The organism is Streptomyces sp. MP131-18 (genome assembly GCF_001984575.1).
Classification (GTDB): Bacteria; Actinomycetota; Actinomycetes; order Streptomycetales; family Streptomycetaceae; genus Streptomyces; species Streptomyces johnsoniae.
Genome location: NZ_LZNS01000001.1, coordinates 7,649,793 through 7,667,726, shown reverse-complemented (window position 1 = coordinate 7,667,726; position 17,934 = coordinate 7,649,793). Strand labels below are relative to the sequence as shown.

The following is a 17,934-nucleotide window of genomic DNA, read 5'->3' as shown; positions in this document are numbered from 1 at the left end:
ACCGGGCGCGGCCGAACCGGGCACGGCCCGACCGAGCACGTCCGGACCGGGCACGGCCCAACCGGGCACGTCCAGGTCGCATGGTCCTTCTCCTCCTGTTCATTCGCCGGCCCCCGTCCGCTCCCGGGCCGCCGCCTCCGGGGACAGAACGGGACCGGCCGGCAGCAGGCCCACGAAGGCGGTGGGCATCGTCGGCGCCACGGCCGGGTCGTATCCCAGGCGTTCGACGGCGTCCTGGGAGGCCAGGGGGTAGGCCGTGCCGCCGTCGGTGACCAGGGTGTAGGTGCCGCCGGTGCCCGCGGAGGTGACGGCGCGGACCACGGTGCCCGAGCCGACCGGCACGTAGATCCGGTCCAACAGGCCCAGCCTGCCGCCCTCGTGGGCCTCCACCGGCACGGTGTCCTCGGGGGCGGGCATGGTCCGTGGCAGGTGAATCGCCGCCTGCCAGGGCGTGTCGCCCGGCTGGCTGCCGGGCGGTGTGCTGATGCAGACGGGCTGGTTGCGTTCCGGCACCTCGGCCTCGGGCACCTCCTCGGGCCACGCCGGGTTGCCGGGGTCGCCGTCGGAACGCGGCGCGTGGGCGGCGTCGGAGAAGCTGATCCCGTGGTCCGTGCCGGCCTGGCCGGACAGCAGGGTGTGGACCAGCTCGGAGACGGGGGTCAGCCCGTCCGCGCCGACCAGGTAGTGCTGGCGGGCGGCGCCGTCGTCGGTGTGGGCGATGTCCCCGACGACCGCGGCGAAGGGCAGCTCGACCGCCGGCTCCTCCCCTGCGCCAGGAGCGGGATCGGGGATGGTGATCGCGGGGCCCTCGGGGACGGTGGCGACGATCTCGCCCGGCAGCCGCACGGGCTGCCGGCGAAGGCCGAGCAGGTCCCGGACGGCCGGTTCGGCGATGGCGTGCCGCCGCCCCGCGGTCAGCAGCCACAGGCTGCCGTCGTCCGCCTCCACGAACAGCGTCGCCCCGCCGCCTCCGGCGTCGCCCGTGGGCACGCCCGGCACGGAGACGTACAGGCCGGTCCGCACCGGATCGCCGCCGGTCTCCGAGGGGGTGGCGCACAGCGTCCACTCCTCGTCCAGCAGGTCGTCCGCCTCCGGCAGCGCGTCGGGGGCCCCGGGGATGCCGACCGGCAGGCCGCGCGGGGCCTCGTTCAGGGTGTCCTGCCGCACCTCGGTGAGCCGGCCGCCGCCGGCCAGCAGGGCGGAGGCGAGGTTGAGCGCGGGGTGTGCCACGCCGTCGGCGACCACGTAGGAGTCGCCGCTGGCGCCGACCACGACCGCGCCGCTGGCCGGCAGCGCCGGGCCGCGGCCGCCGCCGAGCCAACCGGCGATGCCGAACCCGGCCATGACGAGGACGCCGACCGCCACGCCGGCGGCCAGCCCCCGGTTCAGGCGGCGCCGGGGGTCGAGGCGGGCCTCGTCCGCCCCCCTGAGGAGGCTGGTGCTCTGGCGGCGGTTGGCGTATGCGTACGCCTCCGACTGCTCGCGTGTCGTGGCCATGGCTATGTCCGATTCCGGGTCGGGTTCGCGGTCAGCTGGCTGGGATGGTTCCGGTTCCGGTGGCCGTCGGCTCCGCCGTCGCCGCTGAGCCAGGCGACGCTGGCGGCGGGCGGGCCCGGGGCGTTCACCGGCACCGGCTCCTGCGGTGCGCGCTGTTCCGGCGCGGTGCCGGCCCGCCAGCCGCGCCGGGCGGCCCGGCGCACCCCGGGCACGGCCAGCAGCACCAGGAGAACGCCCAGCAGCAGCGCGCCGCTCACGGCCAGTCCGGTGGCGGCGGAGGAGCTGAGCGGCGGCTCGCCCCGCGGCAGCTCCTGCGGCGGGATACGACCGGCGGATGCCGCGCCGTCGCCCCCGGCGTCCGCGCCGTCCCCGTCGCCCGCGTTTCCGGTCGCTCCGGGGAGGTGGGTCAACGCGCCGAAGGGGTCGACGAGCCCGGCGCCGGTACGGTCGTCGGTTCCGCCGCCCAGGGGGGTGGCGGAGCCGGTCAGCCGCTCGGCCACCTCTTCGGCCGTCAGCGTGGGGAAGCGGGAGCGGACCAGCGCGGCGGTGCCGGACACCTGCGCGGCGGCCATGCTGGTCCCGGCCTCCAGCCGGTAGCCCTCGCCGCCGGGGGACACCACCACGAGGTCCTCACCGATCGCGGCGAGGTCCACCCAGGGGCCGGCGTTGGAGGAGTCCAGCGGCGTGCCGTCGGCGTCCACGGCGGCGACGGCCAGTACCCCGTCGTAGGCGGCCGGGTACATGGGGGCCTCGCCGCCGCCGGCGTTGCCCTCGTTGCCCATGGCCGCGACGACCACGACGTTCCGGTCGAGGGCGCGCCCGACGGCGTCCCGGATCGGCTCGTGGTCGACGGGGACGGCGAACGACAGGTTGATGACGCCGACTTCCGCGGCCACGGCGTCGTCGATGGCCGCGGCGAGCGTGCCGGCGGTGGCCCGGTCGACGCCGTCGGCGATGCGGACGGGGTAGACCCGGGCGTCCGGAGCCACCCCGGCCATGCGGTCGCCGGCGGTGCGCCGGGCGGCGATGAGCCCGGCCACGGCGGTGCCGTGGCCCTCGCAGTCCCGCTGCCGCTCGGGCCGGGACGTCTCGAACTCGCGCTCGTCGAGCACGGTGGTGAACTCCCGGCCCCTGGCCACCTGGCCGTCGAGGTCGGGGTGGGTGGCGTCCACGCCGGAGTCGACGACGCCGACGGTGACGCCCGCGCCGGTGGACAGATCCCAGCTCTGGTGCAGCCCGAGCTGGCCGATGAGGGGGTGCGGGTCGGCGCCGCCGGGCATCTCCTCGCCGGTCACCGTCGTGCGGCACGGCTGCGAGGCGGCGGCGGGGGTGGCGGCACCGGGCAGCACGGCGGCGGACACGGCGGTGGCCAGCAGCACGAGCACGGCGACGGGCAGACGCGTCGGACGGGTCATGGCTCTCACGCCCTCAGGTTCAACAGGGCGCCGTAGACCTCCCACACCGCAAGGGCGAGGGGGACCACGGCCACCAGCAGGGTGGTCTCCAGCACGTCCAGCGTCCGCGCCAGCCTGGGGTTCGGGCGGCGGCGGCCGGCCGCAAGACCCACGCCGCCCGCGGCCAGGGCGGCGGTCAGCACCACCGGGACCAGCACGCCCAGCAGTGGCGCCGTCTGCGCCGCCCGGTCGGCCACCGTGAACACCGCTGCCCCGGCGGCCCCGGAGAAGGCCGTCACCAGCGCCGTGGCGACCTGCCCCCGTTCCCGGAACAGCCGGGCGCGCAGCAGAATCAGCGCGGTCAGCGTGCCGGCCAGCACCCCGGGCCACAGTTCGGTGGCCGCGAAGAGCCACAGCAGCGCCCCGCCCGCCACGAGGTGGCTGCCGACGACCATGCCGCCCAGCACCCGGCGGGCGGCGGCGACCCGGGCGGCCAGCCGCTCGTGGGCGAGCTGGCTGGGGAGGCGTTCCAGTTCGTCGGCGGTGGCGGCCAGTTGGGGGGCGGGGACGCGGGCGACGCGCAACGCCAGGGTGGGCCACAGCGTGGTGAGCGCCAGCGCGAGCGGGCCGGTGACCGAGGCGGCCTCCGCCGGGGTGACGTCGCGCCAGATGGTGCATATCGCGGCCCCCACGGCCCCGAGCGGGCCCGCGACGACCAGCGCGGCGAACGTTCCGTCCCCGCCGCCCACCAGGACAGGACCCAGCACGCCGAGCACGGCCACCACCGCGCAGGCCAGCAGCAGGTGTTCGGCGTCCAGGCCGCTACCGTCGTGGCCGGCGCCGAGCAGCCGGACCGCGCCGACGACGGCGGGCGGCACGGCCAGCAGGCCGGCGAACGTTCCCGCGTGGACGTTGTCGAAGCCGCGCGACGCCAGCACGCCGAACGCCAGGACGAGGGCCGCCGTCGCCAGCGCCAGCCAGCCGGGGATCGCGCCCGGGGCCACGGCGAACGCGGCGCAGCCGGTCAGCACCGCAAGGGCCGTCAGCGCGGCGGCGGCGTGGCGGGTGGCGCGGACGGGCCAGGTCTCGCGGACGCCGTGCTCGCCGATGACCTCGGCGATGTCGTCGTAGAGCGGCGGGGTGGCATCGGCGTTGCCGTGGGCGAGGAAGAGCAGGTCCCCCTCGGCGACGCCCTGTTCGGCGAGGGAGGTGGCGGCTTCCAGCCGGGTGCCGTCGGCGCGGCGCAGCACCCATCCGCCGTGCCGGACACCGCCGTCGGGACCTGGGCCCTCGCCGCTTTGCTGCAGGAGCATCGGCAGCATCGACGCGAGCGGCACGGCCGCCGGGACGGCCAGGTCCGTGCGTCCGGCCGGTCCGGCGAGGCCGATGCGGACGAACGCCGCCGCGGCGGGCGGCGAGGCGCCGGCCGGGGCGCGCGGCGCGGCGCGGGCCGCGGGGTCGGGTGGGTGCGGAGCTGCCGGGTGGTGGGTGAGGCTGGCACTCATGGCTCATGGGTCCCTACGTGTCAGTGCCTGCGTGGTCGGTGCCCACGCGGTCAGTCGGCTGTCGCGGGTGTCTGCGGCGCGTCCTCGTGCGCGAGCTGCACGGGCACGTTGCCGAGCCTGCGGTGCAGCAGCAGTCCCCGGCCCCTGGCGCGCTGAGCGGGCTTGACGCCCCAGATGGGCATTTCGTCCTTGGGGATGCTGAGCAGCACGGCGGGGAAGTTCAGCTCCTTCATCCGGCCCAGCACCGGCTCCAGCACCGCCCGGCCGGCGCCGCCGGCCTGGCGGGTGATGAAAACGTTCAGCCCCATGGCCCGGGCGTGGGGCAGGAAGTCCAGCAGCGAGGCGAGCGGGTTCCCGCGGGAGGTGGCGACCAGGTCGTAGTCGTCGACGAGGAGGTAGATCTCCGGGCCGGTCCACCAGGAGCGGTTGCGCAGCTGTTCGGGCGTGATGTCGGGGCCCGGCAGCCGCTTCCTCAGCCCCTCGGCCAGCCCGCCGACGACCTCCGCCGAACGTTCCTGGGTCGTGGAGTAGCCCAGCAGGTGCGGGCCGTCGAACTCCCGCAGCATCGTCATCCGGTGGTCGAGCACGACGATCTTCGCCCGCTCGGGGGTGTGCCGGGTGATGACCTGCCGGGCCACCGCGCGCAGCAGCCCCGTCTTGCCGGTCTCGCTGTCGCCGACGACGATCAGGCCCGCGTCCTCCCCGGGGGTGAGAGTGACCGGCTCCAGGCGGTTGCCCTCCAGGCCGATCGCCACGCCCGGCCTGTCCCACGCCCCGGCGGCCCGCGGGGCGACCTGCCGCGCGTGGACCGGAGGAAGCCGGTCGGGGCGCCAGATGGTGGGCAGCAGGCGCACCTTGGGGGCGCGCGGGCCGTTCCACGCCTCGTCGACGCGCCGCACCAGGTCGCCCACGCCGTCGGCGAGGCCGTCGGCGGAACGGACGCCGTCCACGCGTGGCATCGCCACCAGGAAGTGCGACTTCTCCGCGCTGATGCCGCGCCCGGGGCGGTCGGCGGGGACGTCGCGTTGCAGTTTGCGGTCGACCTCGGAGTCGAGCGCGTCGCCGAGCTTCAGCTCGACCTTGGTGCCGATCAGGTCGCGCAGGCTCATGCGCATGTCCATCCACCGGTTGCCGGTGACGACCAGGTGGATGCCGTAGGTCAGCATCCGCCCGGCCACGCCCATCAGCACCTCTTCGATCTCGGGGTAGCTCTGCCGCATCACCTGCCAGCCGTCGACGACGAGGAAGACGTCGCTCCTGAGGTCCGCCCGCTGCCCGGCGGCCGGGGAGGGCTCGTCCGGCAGCCGCCCCTCGGCGCGGGCGGTGCGGAGTCCGGCCATCGACTCCACGCCCAGCTCGCGGAAGCGGGCCTCGCGCGTCTGAAGCATTTCGAGCACCTCGGCGACGGTGCGGTTGACCAGCTCGGTGTCGGTGCGGCCGGCGACGCCGCCGACGTGCGGCAGACCGGCGAGCGGGAAGAGGGTGCCGGAGAAGTCCAGGCAGTAGAACTGCACTTCTTCCGGAGTGTGGCGCAGCGCGAGGGAGGTGATCAGCGCCCGTACCGCCGTGGACTTGCCGCTGAGCGGGCCGCCGACGATCGCGGTGTGGCCGCCCGCGCCGGACAGTTCGAGTTCGAGCGGGTCCCGGCGCTGGTGGAAGGGACGGTCCACGACGCCGATGCGGGCGGTCAGCGCGCCGCGCGCGGAGAGGCTGCCGAAGCCGCGTCCGTCGCGCACCCCGAGGTCGCCGAGGAGGGTGTCGAGCGGCTCGGGCTTCTCCAGGGGCGGCAGCCAGACCTGGTGGGCCCGCGGCGCCTGCCCGGCCATGCGGTCGACCAGAACGCTGAGCACGGTGGTGCCCAGCTCCTCGTCCTCGCCGAACTCGTCGGGCTCCGGGGCCGGTTCCGGCTCCGGCTCGGGGCGCTGCTCGTCCGGCACCGGCACGTATCCGGCGGGGAACCGGCGCACGCCGAGGGCGCCGGTGAGCGCCGGGCCGCCACCGTCCTCGCCGGTGCGGTAGGGGCCGGAGACGTAGGCGGCCCGGAAACGGCGCAGGGTGACGGTGTCCGTCTTCAGGTAGCCGTGCCCGGGGGCGTTGGGCAGGCGGTGGGCGTCGGGCGCGCCGATGGCGGTGCGGCTCTCGGCCTCGGAGAACGTCCGCAGCCCGATCCGGTACGACAGGTGGGCTTCCAGGCCGCGCAGCCGTCCCTCGTCCAGGCGCTGGGAGGCGAGGAGGAGGTGGAGGCCCAGCGACCGTCCCAGCCGCCCGATCTGCGCGAACAGGTCGGCGAAGTCAGGTTTTTGAGCCAGGAGTTCGGAGAATTCGTCGACGACGATGAACAGGCTCGGCAACGGCGGCAGGTTCGCTCCGCGCTGGCGGGCCCGCTCGTAGTCGCGGACGGATACGAGGTTCCCTGCGGCACGGAGCACCTCCTGGCGGCGGTTGATCTCGCCGGACAGGGCCTCCTTCATGCGGTCGACCATGGTCAGGTCGTCCTCAAGGTTGGTGATGACGGCGGCGACGTGCGGAAGTTCCGCCATGCCGGCGAAGGTGGCACCGCCCTTGAAGTCCACCAGGACGAAGTTGAGATGCTCGGTGGGGTGCGTCGCCGCCATGCCGAGTACCACGGTGCGCAGCAGCTCCGACTTGCCGGAGCCCGTCGCTCCGACCAGTAGTCCGTGCGGCCCCATGCCGTTCTGCGCCGACTCCTTGATGTCCAGCTCCAGCAGCCCGCCGTCGGCCGATACGCCCAGCGGCACGCGGAGCCGGTCCCGCATCGGGCGGTGCCGCCACAACGCCGCCAGGTCGGGGCGACCGGGGTCGGCGATTCCCAGCAGGCCCGGCAGGGTGTTCACGACCCCGGTCCTGTCCTCGGTTCCGGCGGCCGTGCCGCGCCCGTCCACGCGGTACCGTGCCAGCCGGCGCGCCAGCGCCTCCGCCTCGGCGGCCGACAGCGCGTCGGCCCGCCCCAGTTCGTCCCGGGTCTCGCCGGCCAGTACCGAGAGCCCGCCGTCGTCGGTCGCCAGCCGTACGCCGTGCGCGTCGACCAGTTGCCCGGTCGCGCGCCCGTTCACCTCCAGCACGGTGACCGCCTGGAGCCCGCCCGGGTCCAGCAGCGCCTCCAGGCCGGTGACCAGGCCGCCGTCGAGCACGACGAGGAGGTGCGGCAGCTCGGGGTCCGGCTCGGCGTTGCGATTGAAGCGCGTGCGGCGGGTGAGCTCCGGGCCGAGCCACTCCTCCAGCACGCTCAGCGCCGGGTGCGCCATCCGCACCGGACCGACATGGTCCACCTCCTGCGGGTGATGCGCGTGGGGCAGCCACTTCACCCAGGACCACTCCGGGCCGTCGATATTGGCGGCGCAGACCACGATCCGCAGATCCTCCGGGGAGTGGAAGGTGGCCGCGTGCGCGACGACGGCGCGGGCCAGTGCCCGTGCCGCGTCGCCGGTCACGGCCAGGGCGGCGAAGCGCCGCAGCGCGACCTGCAACGGCAGATCCGGCACCACGGCGTGGGTGTCGACGAAGCGCCGCAGCGCCACCGCGCTCATCGGGTCCAGGTCCTCCACGGGCGCGGTCTCGGCGGCCACCAGCGGCGTGGCGAGAAACCGCGGCCCGGCCCCGACGCGCACCACGGCGAAGTCGGCGTCCCCGCTCCGCCGTTCCCACATCCGCCGGCTCTCCGCCACCGACCACAGCGCGCCCGGCTGGGGAGCGTCCCACTCCAGCGCCTCGCGCTGGGCCCGCGCCGTCCGCCGTACCTCGCCGCGGGTGCGCTCCAGGTACCGCAGATAGTCGTGCCGGTCGTTGCGGGCGACGGTTCGCGTCTTGGCGCGGTGCCAGACGACCGACCCGACGACCATGGCGAGGCAGGAGATGAGGAACATCGCGCCGACGACGTATCCGATCGGGCCCCGTCCCATTGTCAGCATGTACATCACGGAGCCGAGCCCGCTCAGCGCGGGCAGCGCCATCATCCAGGAGTTGGCGTCCTCCGGCTGCGGCAGCTGCGGCGGGGCCTGGACGACGAGCTCCTGATCGGGGACGACGGGCTGCGCCGCGCGCGGCGGACGGCGGAAGAGGACGGTGGTGGTGGAGGCGGAAGACGCGGGGACTGTGGTCATTGCGGCACCTTCACGGCGGCGGCGTAGCCTTCATCGAACGTGTTCAGGTAACCGGCCACGTTCGGGTTGGCGATACTCATTCTCGCCAGGTACTGGTTTATGGATGTCTCGTCGCCGTAGTCGAGGTACGTGCGGAAGTCGCCGGGATCTGCCCGTCCGCTCGCGACGCCGGCCTCGACGAGGGCGAGTTTTCCGGGGAGGCCGCCCCATTCCTCGCTTATCCACTCGCTCATCTGCTCCTGGTTTTGCAGATCTTGCTCGCCGGTGCCCTTGAAGTGGTCGCCCAGCAGGTTCGCTGCCGCGGCCAGTCCTGTGCCTCCGAGATTGGCCCGGACATCCGGAATCAGAGCGATGCCCTGGCCGGCGATCTCCGTGGCCTTGGCGAGTGACGGCGCCGTGCCGGAAGGCGTTTCCACGTTGCTCTGCACGTTCGCGACGGTTCCCGCGATGCCGCCGAGGTTGGCGAGAGTCGCCCCGTCCGGAGTCCCCTCCCCCGCGAAGGCGTCGCGCGCGGTCACGGCCTCCCAGAGGTGCACGCCGTTGAAGAAATCCTGACGCACCCCTTGGTCGGATCTCTGCATGAGCCCGAACAGTTCTGTGCGCTCTTCCAAGGAAAGATCGAAACCGTAGTCGCGCATTGTTCCGTTGACCAACTGAGGTGGACCGAAAACGCTCCAGGTTTCGCTGTCCCTGGCGTTTCTCGACAGCAGGTCCATGTGCGCGAACGCGGTGTCGCCGATGGCACGTTGCAGCTCGATGTTGTCGGCCGAGATACCGGTCCTGAGGATGGCTTCCCTGTGCAGCGGCGCGTCGGCGAGCACGTGGCACGCGGCGTCGAGGTGCATGCGGCCGGACGGGCTGCCCTCGTACACGCCCGGCGGGACGGTGGTGCCGCTCCGGAGGAGTTCGGCGGCCCCCGTGCTGCTGTCCCAGCCCTGGGAGAGCAGGCCGCCGCGGAACCCGGCGTCGACGAGGAGTTCGGCGGAGGCGTCGGTGTTCAGCGCCGCCGCCTCCAGCATCCCGCTGCTCGCCGTGTTCTCGAGCGGCACACCGGCGCCGGCGCGCCGCGGCTCCTCGTTGATCCTCTCGATATCGACCGCGGCGTGCGCCAGAGCCTTCGAGAATTCGTCACCGGCGGCCACGGTCGCCCGCGACATCAGAGTGCCGAAGCCGTTGAATTCCTGGGAGCCGAAGGGGCCGAGCCGGTGGGCAAGGGAATTCTCATAGTCATAGACGAAGTTGCGGATGGAAGCGGGAACCTGCTCAGCGCCCATCGTTTCCGGGTTCATACCGCCGATGGCCGGGTTCATCAGCATGGTGATGCTGTTGCCGACGCTGGTCTGCACCCCGGCGGGGACGTCCGATTGGCCCAGTCGTGCGAGCGAGTCGGCGGTGAGCGCGTTGTGGAACGCCTCCAGGTAGGCGCGGTCCTCAGGGCTCATATGTCCCCTCGCCCCCTGGGACGGTTCGAGCGGGTCCCCGTGGACGCGGCGCGCGATGGCCTCCAGATTCCGCGTGTGCATCTCGATCACGTGCCGGTCCGGGGGAGTGTCACGCGCCAGTTCCGCGTTGAGCTGCTCGGCCGAGAACTGCGCCATCTGCGGGGTGGCGAACACCCCGAGCGGGTCCCCCGCCAGGTCGTAGCCCCGCCCTCCCAGCTCGTTGCCTATGTGTGCCAATTCCCTGCGGTACGCGATGATCTCGCTGTTGATCGTGTCAAAGGTGCTCCCGGCGTCATCCGTCGCGACCTTCAGATGCGTGGCTCGGATCGACGCGGCCCTGGAGTCCGGAAGAGCGAAGGTGTTCCCCGACATCTGCGCGTACTCCGTCTCTCCGCTGTGGTGGTGAACGATCAGCGAGCTGGGGCGGAGTTCGGGGGGCAGTCCGGCGTACTGCTCGTCGTGAGCCTGACCCAGGGCGATCAGCCACTCGTTCCACTCGGATATCGCGTTGTCCTGGTTCCGCTCGTGCCTGAAGTCCAGCTCGGGCCTCTCGATGAGCCGGCGGGCTTCCTCCTCGGCGTGGTGCGCCGCGTTCATGGCCCTGAAGATGAAGTCGACCGCTGTTTCGGCTTCGGTGCGCGGCAGGGCGTTGTTCGTCTCGACGAGCCGTCCCTCGCCGTCCACGATGGACTGGCCGCCCATGCCCCCGGGCTGTTCCGACAGCTGGGAGGCACACGCGGCGAGATCCTCGGCGACCTGGGCCTTCACGGCCGCACGGACGAAGGCGTTTCCCGTGGCGACCATGTCATCGAGATCGATCTCGGCATCGAAGTCGGTCCGGAGTTTCCAGGGATTCTTGCCGTCTCTTACCGCTTCCTCGTGCGTGAACCGAAAATAGCCGGCGTCCACCATGGTCGAACCACTCCCTTCCTGTCCGGTGCCGGGGGCGGGGGTCTTCTACATTCCGTCGGTGACGGTCCGGTCGGCCTGCACGTGGGCGGCCGCCGCGCCGAGCGCCTGTCCGGCGGCGACGTCCACTTCCTCGCCGATGCCGGCGACCTGGTTGTCCGCGCCGGCCATGTTCCGCCGGCCCTCAGCCGCCAGGGCCGCCCCCCGGGCCTGGACGTCGCGTGTGGTGGTCAGGGCGTTGACGAAGGCGTCGGCTCCGCCCCAGCTCGCGGCGTTCACCTGCACCTGGCCGAGGCGGCGCCCGGCGTTCTCCGCCGCTTCCGCGGTCTCCGTGCTGGCCCGCGCGGCCTCGCGGAAGCCCTCGGGGATGTACCACAGGCCATCTGCGGACATCTGCGTTCTCCTTTTCCTTCTCGCGCCTTCTCGCGTCTTCTCGCGTCTTCTCGCGGTCGTCCGGGGGCTGCTTGCGGCCCCCGGGGACTACTCGCCGAGCACACCCGTGGTGGCACTTCGGCGGGGGGCCCAGACCTCGGGGTCCTCGGTGAGGTCGGTGAGCCGCCCGTTCCCGGCGCCGCGCCCCCCGCGCCCCTGACCGCCGCCCGCCGCGCCCCCGGCCATCGCCGGCGGCGGCATGAACGGTCGTCCCCCCTGGGCCGATTCGCGCATCGCCATCTGTGTCGCCACGTGCGCGTTCCGGTCCATGTTGCGCATGGCCTGACTCAGCACCTGGCCGCCGGCCGGGCCGGCGTGGGCGATACTCGGCGGCAGGACGCCGCCGTACAGGCCCGCCAGACCTCCCGAGCCCCCGCCCGCCACGCCGGGCGGGGCGACCAGCGCCAGCCCACCGGGCGAGGCCAGGCCGCCCGAGCCGGTGCCCAGGCCGGACAGCCGGGCGGCGTACTCGGTGGCCTCGCCGAACGGCTTGCCGGTGACCGGGTCGATCCACCGGCCGGTCGCCGGGTCGAACTCCCGCCCGGTCGCCGGATCGACCAGGTAGCCGGTGCCCGGGTCGCGCTGCCACCCGGCGAAGTCGCCCTGCTCCGGCCCCATCACGCTGGAGTGGGGGTACTCCCCCGACCCGACGGCACTGCCGTTGGGCGCCTGATGGTCGGCGACCGGGGCCTCCGCGGCGCCCGCCGGGCCGGCCGCCGCCCCCGGCGCCCCGGCCGCGTCCGCCGGGGCCGACCCGGCCGCCCCGGCCGCCCCGCCAGGAGCACCGGCGCCGGCGGCCGCCGGCGCGGCGCCCGGTCCACCGGGGCCGGTACTCCTGGGCGCCGTCGGCGCCTCCCCGGCGATGACGTTGGCGTACTCCTGGTCCAGCGCCGTGAGCACCGCCTGCGCCCGTGCGGTGAGGGCCATTATCGCGCCCTCCATGGCCTGCTCGGCGTGCGCGGACGTCGACAGGGACTGCCGCTGCTGCATGAGCTCATCGAACTGCGACTCCAGCACGAGGGCCTCCGCCACGGCCCGCGCCGTGTGGTCCCCCGCCTGCTGGAGCTGAGTCGAGATCTGCTGGGCCAGGGCCGCGGTGCCGGAGGTGAAGTCGGTCATCTGAACCAGCCGCTCGGACAGTTCCCGCAGGCCGACGCCCGGCTCCGCGGCCGCCTCCTGAGCCGTGCTCGCCAGCACCGTGCTCTCCGCCACCCCGGCGTTGGCCAGGGTGAACCACGCTCCGGAGGCGGCCCGGATCTCGTACTCGTGAGCGCTCTTGATCGTCTCGATGGTTTCCCGGAACTGGGCCGAGGCCGACGCGATGCTCATGACCTCACCAGCCTCCGGCCCGCGCCGATGTCTCGGCGTCGAAGTGCCCGAGGGCCGCCGCTCGTGCCTGCGCCAGGGCCCGTTCGGCCTCCTGGTCGGACTGCTCGCCGATCTGGGCCGCCGCGGCGGCGCTGCTGCGGATGTCGTCGACCGTCCGCCCGCCCTCGGACACCTGCTGGGTCACGCCGGCCACGGCCGCGCTCAGCACCGCCGCCGCCCGCGCCCCGTTCGGCACGCGGCCGAACATGCCGGCGTTGGAGCCGATGCTGCCGGTGGCCTCCATCAACTTGGCGAGTCGGTCGCGCTCACCCACGGCGGCCTCGACGTTCCGGTGGGCGGCGATGTTCATCGTGACGGTGTCCATGGTGTGTCTCCCCTGTGTCTCTCGGGACCCGGTTCCCCGGTGCCGGTACCCGGTCAGGCCCGGCCGCCGGCGGCGGCCCTGACCATGGCGGCGCCGCCCTCGTTGCCGATGTTCTGCACGTTGCGCATCGCGGTGTTCTGCGAGGTGACGCTCTCGTCGTAGCCGGTGGCCTCGCGGCGGAAGATCGCGTCGCGGTATTCGAGCGTTCCGCCGATCTGGGCGTCCACCTGGCCGGTCTGCACGAGGCTCAGGAGCTGCGTGCGCACGTTGTCCCAGATCTCGGTGTACTGCTCCTGCTGGCCGACGGTCTGGGACTGGATGCCGTCGAGGTTGTCGTTCCTGAACTGAATCAACCCGTTGAAGGCCATGACTTCTCCTGGCTCGTTTCCGCTTTCGGTCGCTTGGTTGCCGGTGGCCGCATCAGATCTGGGCGGCGATGGAGTGGTCGGAGGCCATGTTGGCGGGGACCACGTTGTTCAGCGCGCCGTGTGCCGCGTCGTCCGTCTCCCGGCCGGTGCTGGACGTCAGGCCGAGGTCCTGGGAGAGCCCTTCCAGGGCGTTGGCCAGGGCCTGGCCGGCCCGGCCGAGGCCCTCGTAGGTCTCCACGGCGGTCGCGGTGCCGGTGCCGTTGTAGGCGGTGCCGACCGTGCCGGCGTGCCCGCCGATGCCCGCGGCGACCGCCTCCATGTCGGTGAACGCCTGGGCGATGATGCCCATGACGCGATCGACCTCTTCTGGCGAAAGCTTGACCTCTTCGTACATGGGTGCCTCACTTTCCGCAGGGGCTTGGGTCCCGGATTGCCTGAAGCCGCCTCGCCGGCCGTGCTGCCACGAACGCCGGGGAGCGACGGAGGAAATCGAAGCAGAGGGTGCTCGGCAGGGGTCCCGAAAGCCCGTGCGTGCTGTCCGCACGGTGCGAGCCGGATGAACGGCGGCCTGAGGGCTTCGGTGGCGGTCTGTCCCGGGACGAAGAGCGTCTCGCGCCAGGAAAGCCGCATGAAAGCGCCGTTGTCAGGATGGCTCCCGATGTCTCGGCGGGACAGGCCCGCGGACGGCGTCCGGCCTTCCGCGAAGCGGCCGGGACACCGCGGCGTCCTTGCGAGTCCGGACCGGAAATGAGGGCGCGATGACGGTGGTGTTCGGCAGCGAGTTGCGTAAGGAGCGCATGGCGCAGGGCGTCTCTCTCGCCAGGCTCTCCAAGCTGATTCATTACAGCAAGGGGCACCTCAGCAGAATCGAGACGGGCGGCAAACGGGCTTCCCTCGACCTGGCCCGCAGATGCGACGAGGCCCTGTCCGCGGGCGGCAAGCTGCTGCTGGCCCACCGGCTGGCGGGCGCGGGACCCGCCCCGAGGGCCGCCCGGCGTCCGTCGCAACTGCCGCCCGACACATCCCATTTCACCGGCCGCCGCAGCCAGCTGGAGCAGCTTGGCCTCATCGCCGCACCTCGGCCGCACTCCCGCCGCCGGGCGATGGTGCTGCTGGTCGACGGGATGCCCGGGGTCGGCAAGACCGCGCTCGCGCTGCGGTGGGCGCACCGCAATGCCGCCGCGTTCGGCGACGGCATCCTTTTCCACGACCTGCGTGCCTACGGCCCCGCCGGCCGCCCCGCGCCCACGGAGGAGCTGCTGGCCGCGAGCCTGCGCGCGCTGGGCGTCGACCGCGCTGCGATTCCGGAAAGCCCGGAAGAGCGGTCCGCGCTGTTCCGCACCCTGCTGGACGGGCGGCACATGCTCGTCGTTCTGGACAATGCCGCGAGCGCCGACCAGGTCAGGGCGTTATTGCCCGGCGCCCCGGGCTGTGTGGTGCTGGTGACCAGCCGCAACCGGCTGGCCGGTCTCGTCGCCCGGGACGGGGCGGTACGGCTCTCCCTGCGGCCGTTCACCCCCGAGGAATCCGCCGAACTCCTGCGCAGGGTCGCCGGGCCCGGCCTGGAGAACGCCCGCCCCGAGGCGATCGCCCGGCTGTCCGCGTACTGCGGCCATGTGCCGCTGGCCCTGCGCATCCTGGCCGAACGCCTCTCGGCGGCCCCCGGCATGAGCCCGGAGGAGGTGCTGGCCGGAATGACCGACCCGCGCGGTCGCCTCGACCTCCTCAGCTGCGCGGACGACATGGCCGCCTCGGTGCGCACCGTGTTCTCCTGGTCCCACCGCGATCTGGGCGCGGACATGGCGCCCGCTCTCGGGGTCATCGACGCCGCCGCCCACGCGGACACCACGGAACGTGCGGACTCCGCGGAGTTCTCCGTACGCGACGCGGCCCGGCTGCCGGGGATGTCGCTCGGGAACGCCATGCGCGTGGCCGATCGGCTGTACCAGGCCAACCTGCTGGAGTTGACGGCCGCGGGCACATACCGCTGCAACGGACTGCTCACCGTCTACGTGCGCGAACTGGCCGGTGGCCTGCGGACGCAGGGGCATCAGTAGTAGCGCAGCAGGGTCGGCTCGGCGTGCTGTGCATAGACGTCGAGCACCGCCCGCTGCCGGGCCATCCGGGCCTGCTCGGCCCTGCGGATGGCCAGCAGGGTCTGAAGTGCCGCGTCGAAGTCGTCGTTGATCACGTGGTAGTCGTGCTGGTCGACGAAAGCGAAGTCCTTGGCCGCCATGTGGTGGCGCAGTACCAGTTCCTCCGGGCTCTCGCTGCCGCGACCCTTGAGGCGGATGGCCATGGCCTCGACGCTGGGGGCCATCACGAAGACTCCGACGACCTGCTCCGGGTAGAAACGCCTGAGGTTGAGATATCCCTCCGTGCAGTAGTCGAAGACCAGATCCTGCCCTTCGGACAGCGCCTTCTCCACGGGGGCTCGCAGCGTCCCGTAGTACTCGTCGAACGACGGATGAATCCACTGGACGAAGTCACCGTTGCCCACCATCTTGAGGAACACTTCGCGGGACACGTAATCGTAGTGCTCCTCGCCCGGTCCACGCGGCTTTCGCGTGGTGACCGAGCGCGTGGTGGCCAGCGTCGGGTCCTTTTCGACCATCGCCCGCGAGAGGGAGGTCTTTCCGGTACCGGACGGTCCGGACAGGACCAGCAGGGTGCCGGCGGGCCGGGTGACGAGGGGACGGCTGTTCTCGGGCTGGGGTGCAGGAATTGTTTCGGCTTGGGCCTCGGGCAGGGATTCGGGCATGGCATAACGCCCTTCTCGTGTTTCTTCGGCATGGAACGCGGGACCGGCAATCCGGTGCGTAACGCAAGCGCCAGTGTGTGCACAGCGATTGGGCGCGGCAAGGGGTTGTCCGTTTGCTTCTTGCGGGAAACGGTCCCGTGCGGCGCCGCGGCGGCCGGCTCGGAGTTGTCCGTTCGGCCCCAGCTCCGGACAACGCCTTGAGTGCCCGCAGGTCCTGGGCAACGCTCGTGATTCCCGACCCGGAACGATGGCCAGGCCTCAGTGGACCGCAGACGATGGGACTACCGGCAATGAATTCCGCCTCCGCCAGTGTCGCCGTGACTGGCACCGCCTCCGCCCCGATGCCCGCCTCCCCCGCACCCACGCGGCCCGGCGCCGCAGCGGACTTCCACGTCCTGGACCTGTCGCTGGCCGCCGCGGGGCGCGGGGAAATACGCCTGGCCGAGCATGAGATGCCGGCCTTGATGCGGCTTCGTGAGGACCACCGGGCGGCCCGGCCGCTGCGCGGGGCGCGGATCACCGGGGTGCTGCACATGACCGTTCAGACCGCCGTCCTCATCGAGACCCTGGTCGAGTTGGGCGCGCAGGTGCGCTGGGCGGGCTCCAACGTCCTGTCCACGCAGGACGCGGCGGCCGCCGCGGTGGCGGTGGGCCCCGCGGGCAGCGCGCGGGAGCCGAGCGGAGTGCCGGTCTTCGCGTGGAAGGGCCAGACCCCGCAGGAGTTCTGGCACTGCGTCGAGCGCGCCCTGACCTGGCCGGACGGGCAGGGCCCGAACCTGCTGCTCGACGACGCGTGCACGGCCACCGAGCTGGTGCACCGCGGCGCCGCCTGTGAACGCTCCGCCCGCGTGCCGTCGCCGGACGGTGCCGCGGACGAGCTGGAGGAGGCGATGCTCGGGCTGGTCGCCCGCACGCTCACGGACCCGCCGGGCAAGTGGACGACGCTGGCGGCAGGCCTCGTCGGGGTGACGGAGGAGACGACGACGGGTACCCAGCGGCTGCGCCGCCTCGACGAGTCGGGCGCCCTGCTGTTCCCCGCCATCAGCGTCAACGACTCGGTGACGAAGTCGAAGTTCGACAATATCTACGGCTGCCGGCACTCGCTGATCGACGGCATCAACCGAGCCACCGATGTGCTGATCGGCGGCAAGACCGCGGTGGTGTGCGGGTACGGGGACGTGGGCAAGGGCTGTGCGCAGGCGCTGCGCGGCCAGGGGGCGCGGGTGGTGGTCACGGAGATCGACCCGATCTGCGCGCTCCAGGCGGCCATGGACGGTTTCCAGGTCGCCACGCTCGACGAGATGCTGCCGGTCGCGGACATCGTCGTGACGGCCACAGGCGTCGAGGGCATCGTCACCGCGGCGCAGATGGCCCGTATGAAGCACCAGGCCATCGTCGGCAGCATGGGGCACGCCGAGGGCGAGATCGAGGTGGCGGGCCTGCCGGCCGTGCCGGGGGTCCGGCGGATCGCGGTGAAGCCCCAGGTGGACGAGTGGGTCTTCCCCGACGGCCACTCGGTGATCGTGCTGTCGGAGGGCCGGCTCCTCAACCTCGGCAACGCCACCGGGCACCCGAGCTTCGTGATGTCCAGTTCCTTCGCCAACCAGGTGCTGGCCCAACTGGAGCTGTACACCTCGGCCGACCCGTATACGGTCGGGGTGCACGTGCTGCCCAAGCACCTCGACGAGTCGGTCGCCCGGCTGCACCTGGCCGCGCTCGGGGTCCGTCTCACCACGCTGACCGAGGCCCAGGCCCGCTCCTTGGGAGTGCCCGTGGACGGTCCGTACAAGCCGGCCGGGTACCGCTACTGAC

General features: G+C 73.0%; 13 protein-coding genes. 2 read left to right on the top strand and 11 right to left on the bottom strand.

Annotation, left to right across the window (positions count from 1 at the left end; all coding sequences use genetic code 11):
- Positions 1 to 99 precede the first annotated feature (99 nt).
- From eccB to STBA_RS33975, 10 genes are all read right to left on the bottom strand, one after another.
- Entirely contained in the window at positions 100 to 1,497 is a 1,398-nt protein-coding gene (gene eccB, locus STBA_RS34020) for a type VII secretion protein EccB (RefSeq protein WP_077062840.1), read from the bottom strand.
- Between the two features lie 2 nt (positions 1,498 to 1,499).
- Positions 1,500 to 2,912, bottom strand: coding sequence for a S8 family serine peptidase (locus tag STBA_RS34015; RefSeq protein WP_077062839.1), 1,413 nt, complete (start codon positions 2,910 to 2,912; stop codon positions 1,500 to 1,502).
- A gap of 5 nt (positions 2,913 to 2,917) precedes the next feature.
- Positions 2,918 to 4,396 carry a type VII secretion integral membrane protein EccD gene (eccD, locus tag STBA_RS34010; protein WP_077062838.1) on the bottom strand — a complete coding sequence of 493 codons (1,479 nt, stop codon included), beginning with the start codon at positions 4,394 to 4,396 and terminating at the stop codon, positions 2,918 to 2,920.
- 50 nt (positions 4,397 to 4,446) lie between these two features.
- Complete coding sequence (gene eccCa / locus STBA_RS34005; protein WP_077062837.1) at positions 4,447 to 8,517, bottom strand: type VII secretion protein EccCa; 4,071 nt, start codon at positions 8,515 to 8,517, stop codon at positions 4,447 to 4,449.
- Positions 8,514 to 10,871 (bottom strand): hypothetical protein, encoded by a 2,358-nt coding sequence (locus tag STBA_RS34000; protein ID WP_077062836.1) that lies wholly within the window; start codon positions 10,869 to 10,871, stop codon positions 8,514 to 8,516. The genes eccCa and STBA_RS34000 overlap by 4 nt, the downstream gene beginning before the upstream one ends.
- A gap of 45 nt (positions 10,872 to 10,916) precedes the next feature.
- The gene (locus STBA_RS33995) at positions 10,917 to 11,261 is read right to left on the bottom strand and encodes a hypothetical protein (protein WP_077062835.1); all 345 of its coding nucleotides are present in this window, start codon (positions 11,259 to 11,261) and stop codon (positions 10,917 to 10,919) included.
- An 87-nt stretch (positions 11,262 to 11,348) separates the two neighbouring features.
- Positions 11,349 to 12,629: a hypothetical protein gene (locus STBA_RS33990; RefSeq protein WP_077062834.1), complete on the bottom strand. Its 1,281-nt coding sequence runs from the start codon at positions 12,627 to 12,629 to the stop codon at positions 11,349 to 11,351.
- A gap of 4 nt (positions 12,630 to 12,633) precedes the next feature.
- Positions 12,634 to 12,993, bottom strand: coding sequence for a hypothetical protein (locus STBA_RS33985; protein ID WP_077062833.1), 360 nt, complete (start codon positions 12,991 to 12,993; stop codon positions 12,634 to 12,636).
- 53 nt (positions 12,994 to 13,046) lie between these two features.
- Positions 13,047 to 13,361, bottom strand: coding sequence for a hypothetical protein (locus STBA_RS33980; RefSeq protein WP_077062832.1), 315 nt, complete (start codon positions 13,359 to 13,361; stop codon positions 13,047 to 13,049).
- Positions 13,362 to 13,413: 52 nt separating this feature from the next.
- Positions 13,414 to 13,755, bottom strand: coding sequence for a hypothetical protein (locus STBA_RS33975; protein WP_077062831.1), 342 nt, complete (start codon positions 13,753 to 13,755; stop codon positions 13,414 to 13,416).
- Between the two features lie 364 nt (positions 13,756 to 14,119).
- Between STBA_RS33975 and STBA_RS33970 the strand changes: the two genes are divergently transcribed.
- Entirely contained in the window at positions 14,120 to 15,418 is a 1,299-nt protein-coding gene (locus STBA_RS33970) for a helix-turn-helix domain-containing protein (RefSeq protein WP_077062830.1), read from the top strand.
- Here STBA_RS33970 and STBA_RS33965 read toward each other — a convergent pair.
- Entirely contained in the window at positions 15,412 to 16,122 is a 711-nt protein-coding gene (locus tag STBA_RS33965; RefSeq protein WP_079252311.1) for a guanylate kinase, read from the bottom strand. The two genes, STBA_RS33970 and STBA_RS33965, sit on opposite strands and share 7 nt — an antisense overlap.
- 341 nt (positions 16,123 to 16,463) lie before the next feature.
- Here STBA_RS33965 and ahcY point away from each other — a divergent pair, with 341 nt between their 5' ends.
- On the top strand, positions 16,464 to 17,933 hold the full coding sequence (gene ahcY, locus STBA_RS33960) for an adenosylhomocysteinase (RefSeq protein WP_077063803.1): 1,470 nt from the start codon (positions 16,464 to 16,466) through the stop codon (positions 17,931 to 17,933).
- The last annotated feature ends 1 nt before the right edge of the window (position 17,934 follow it).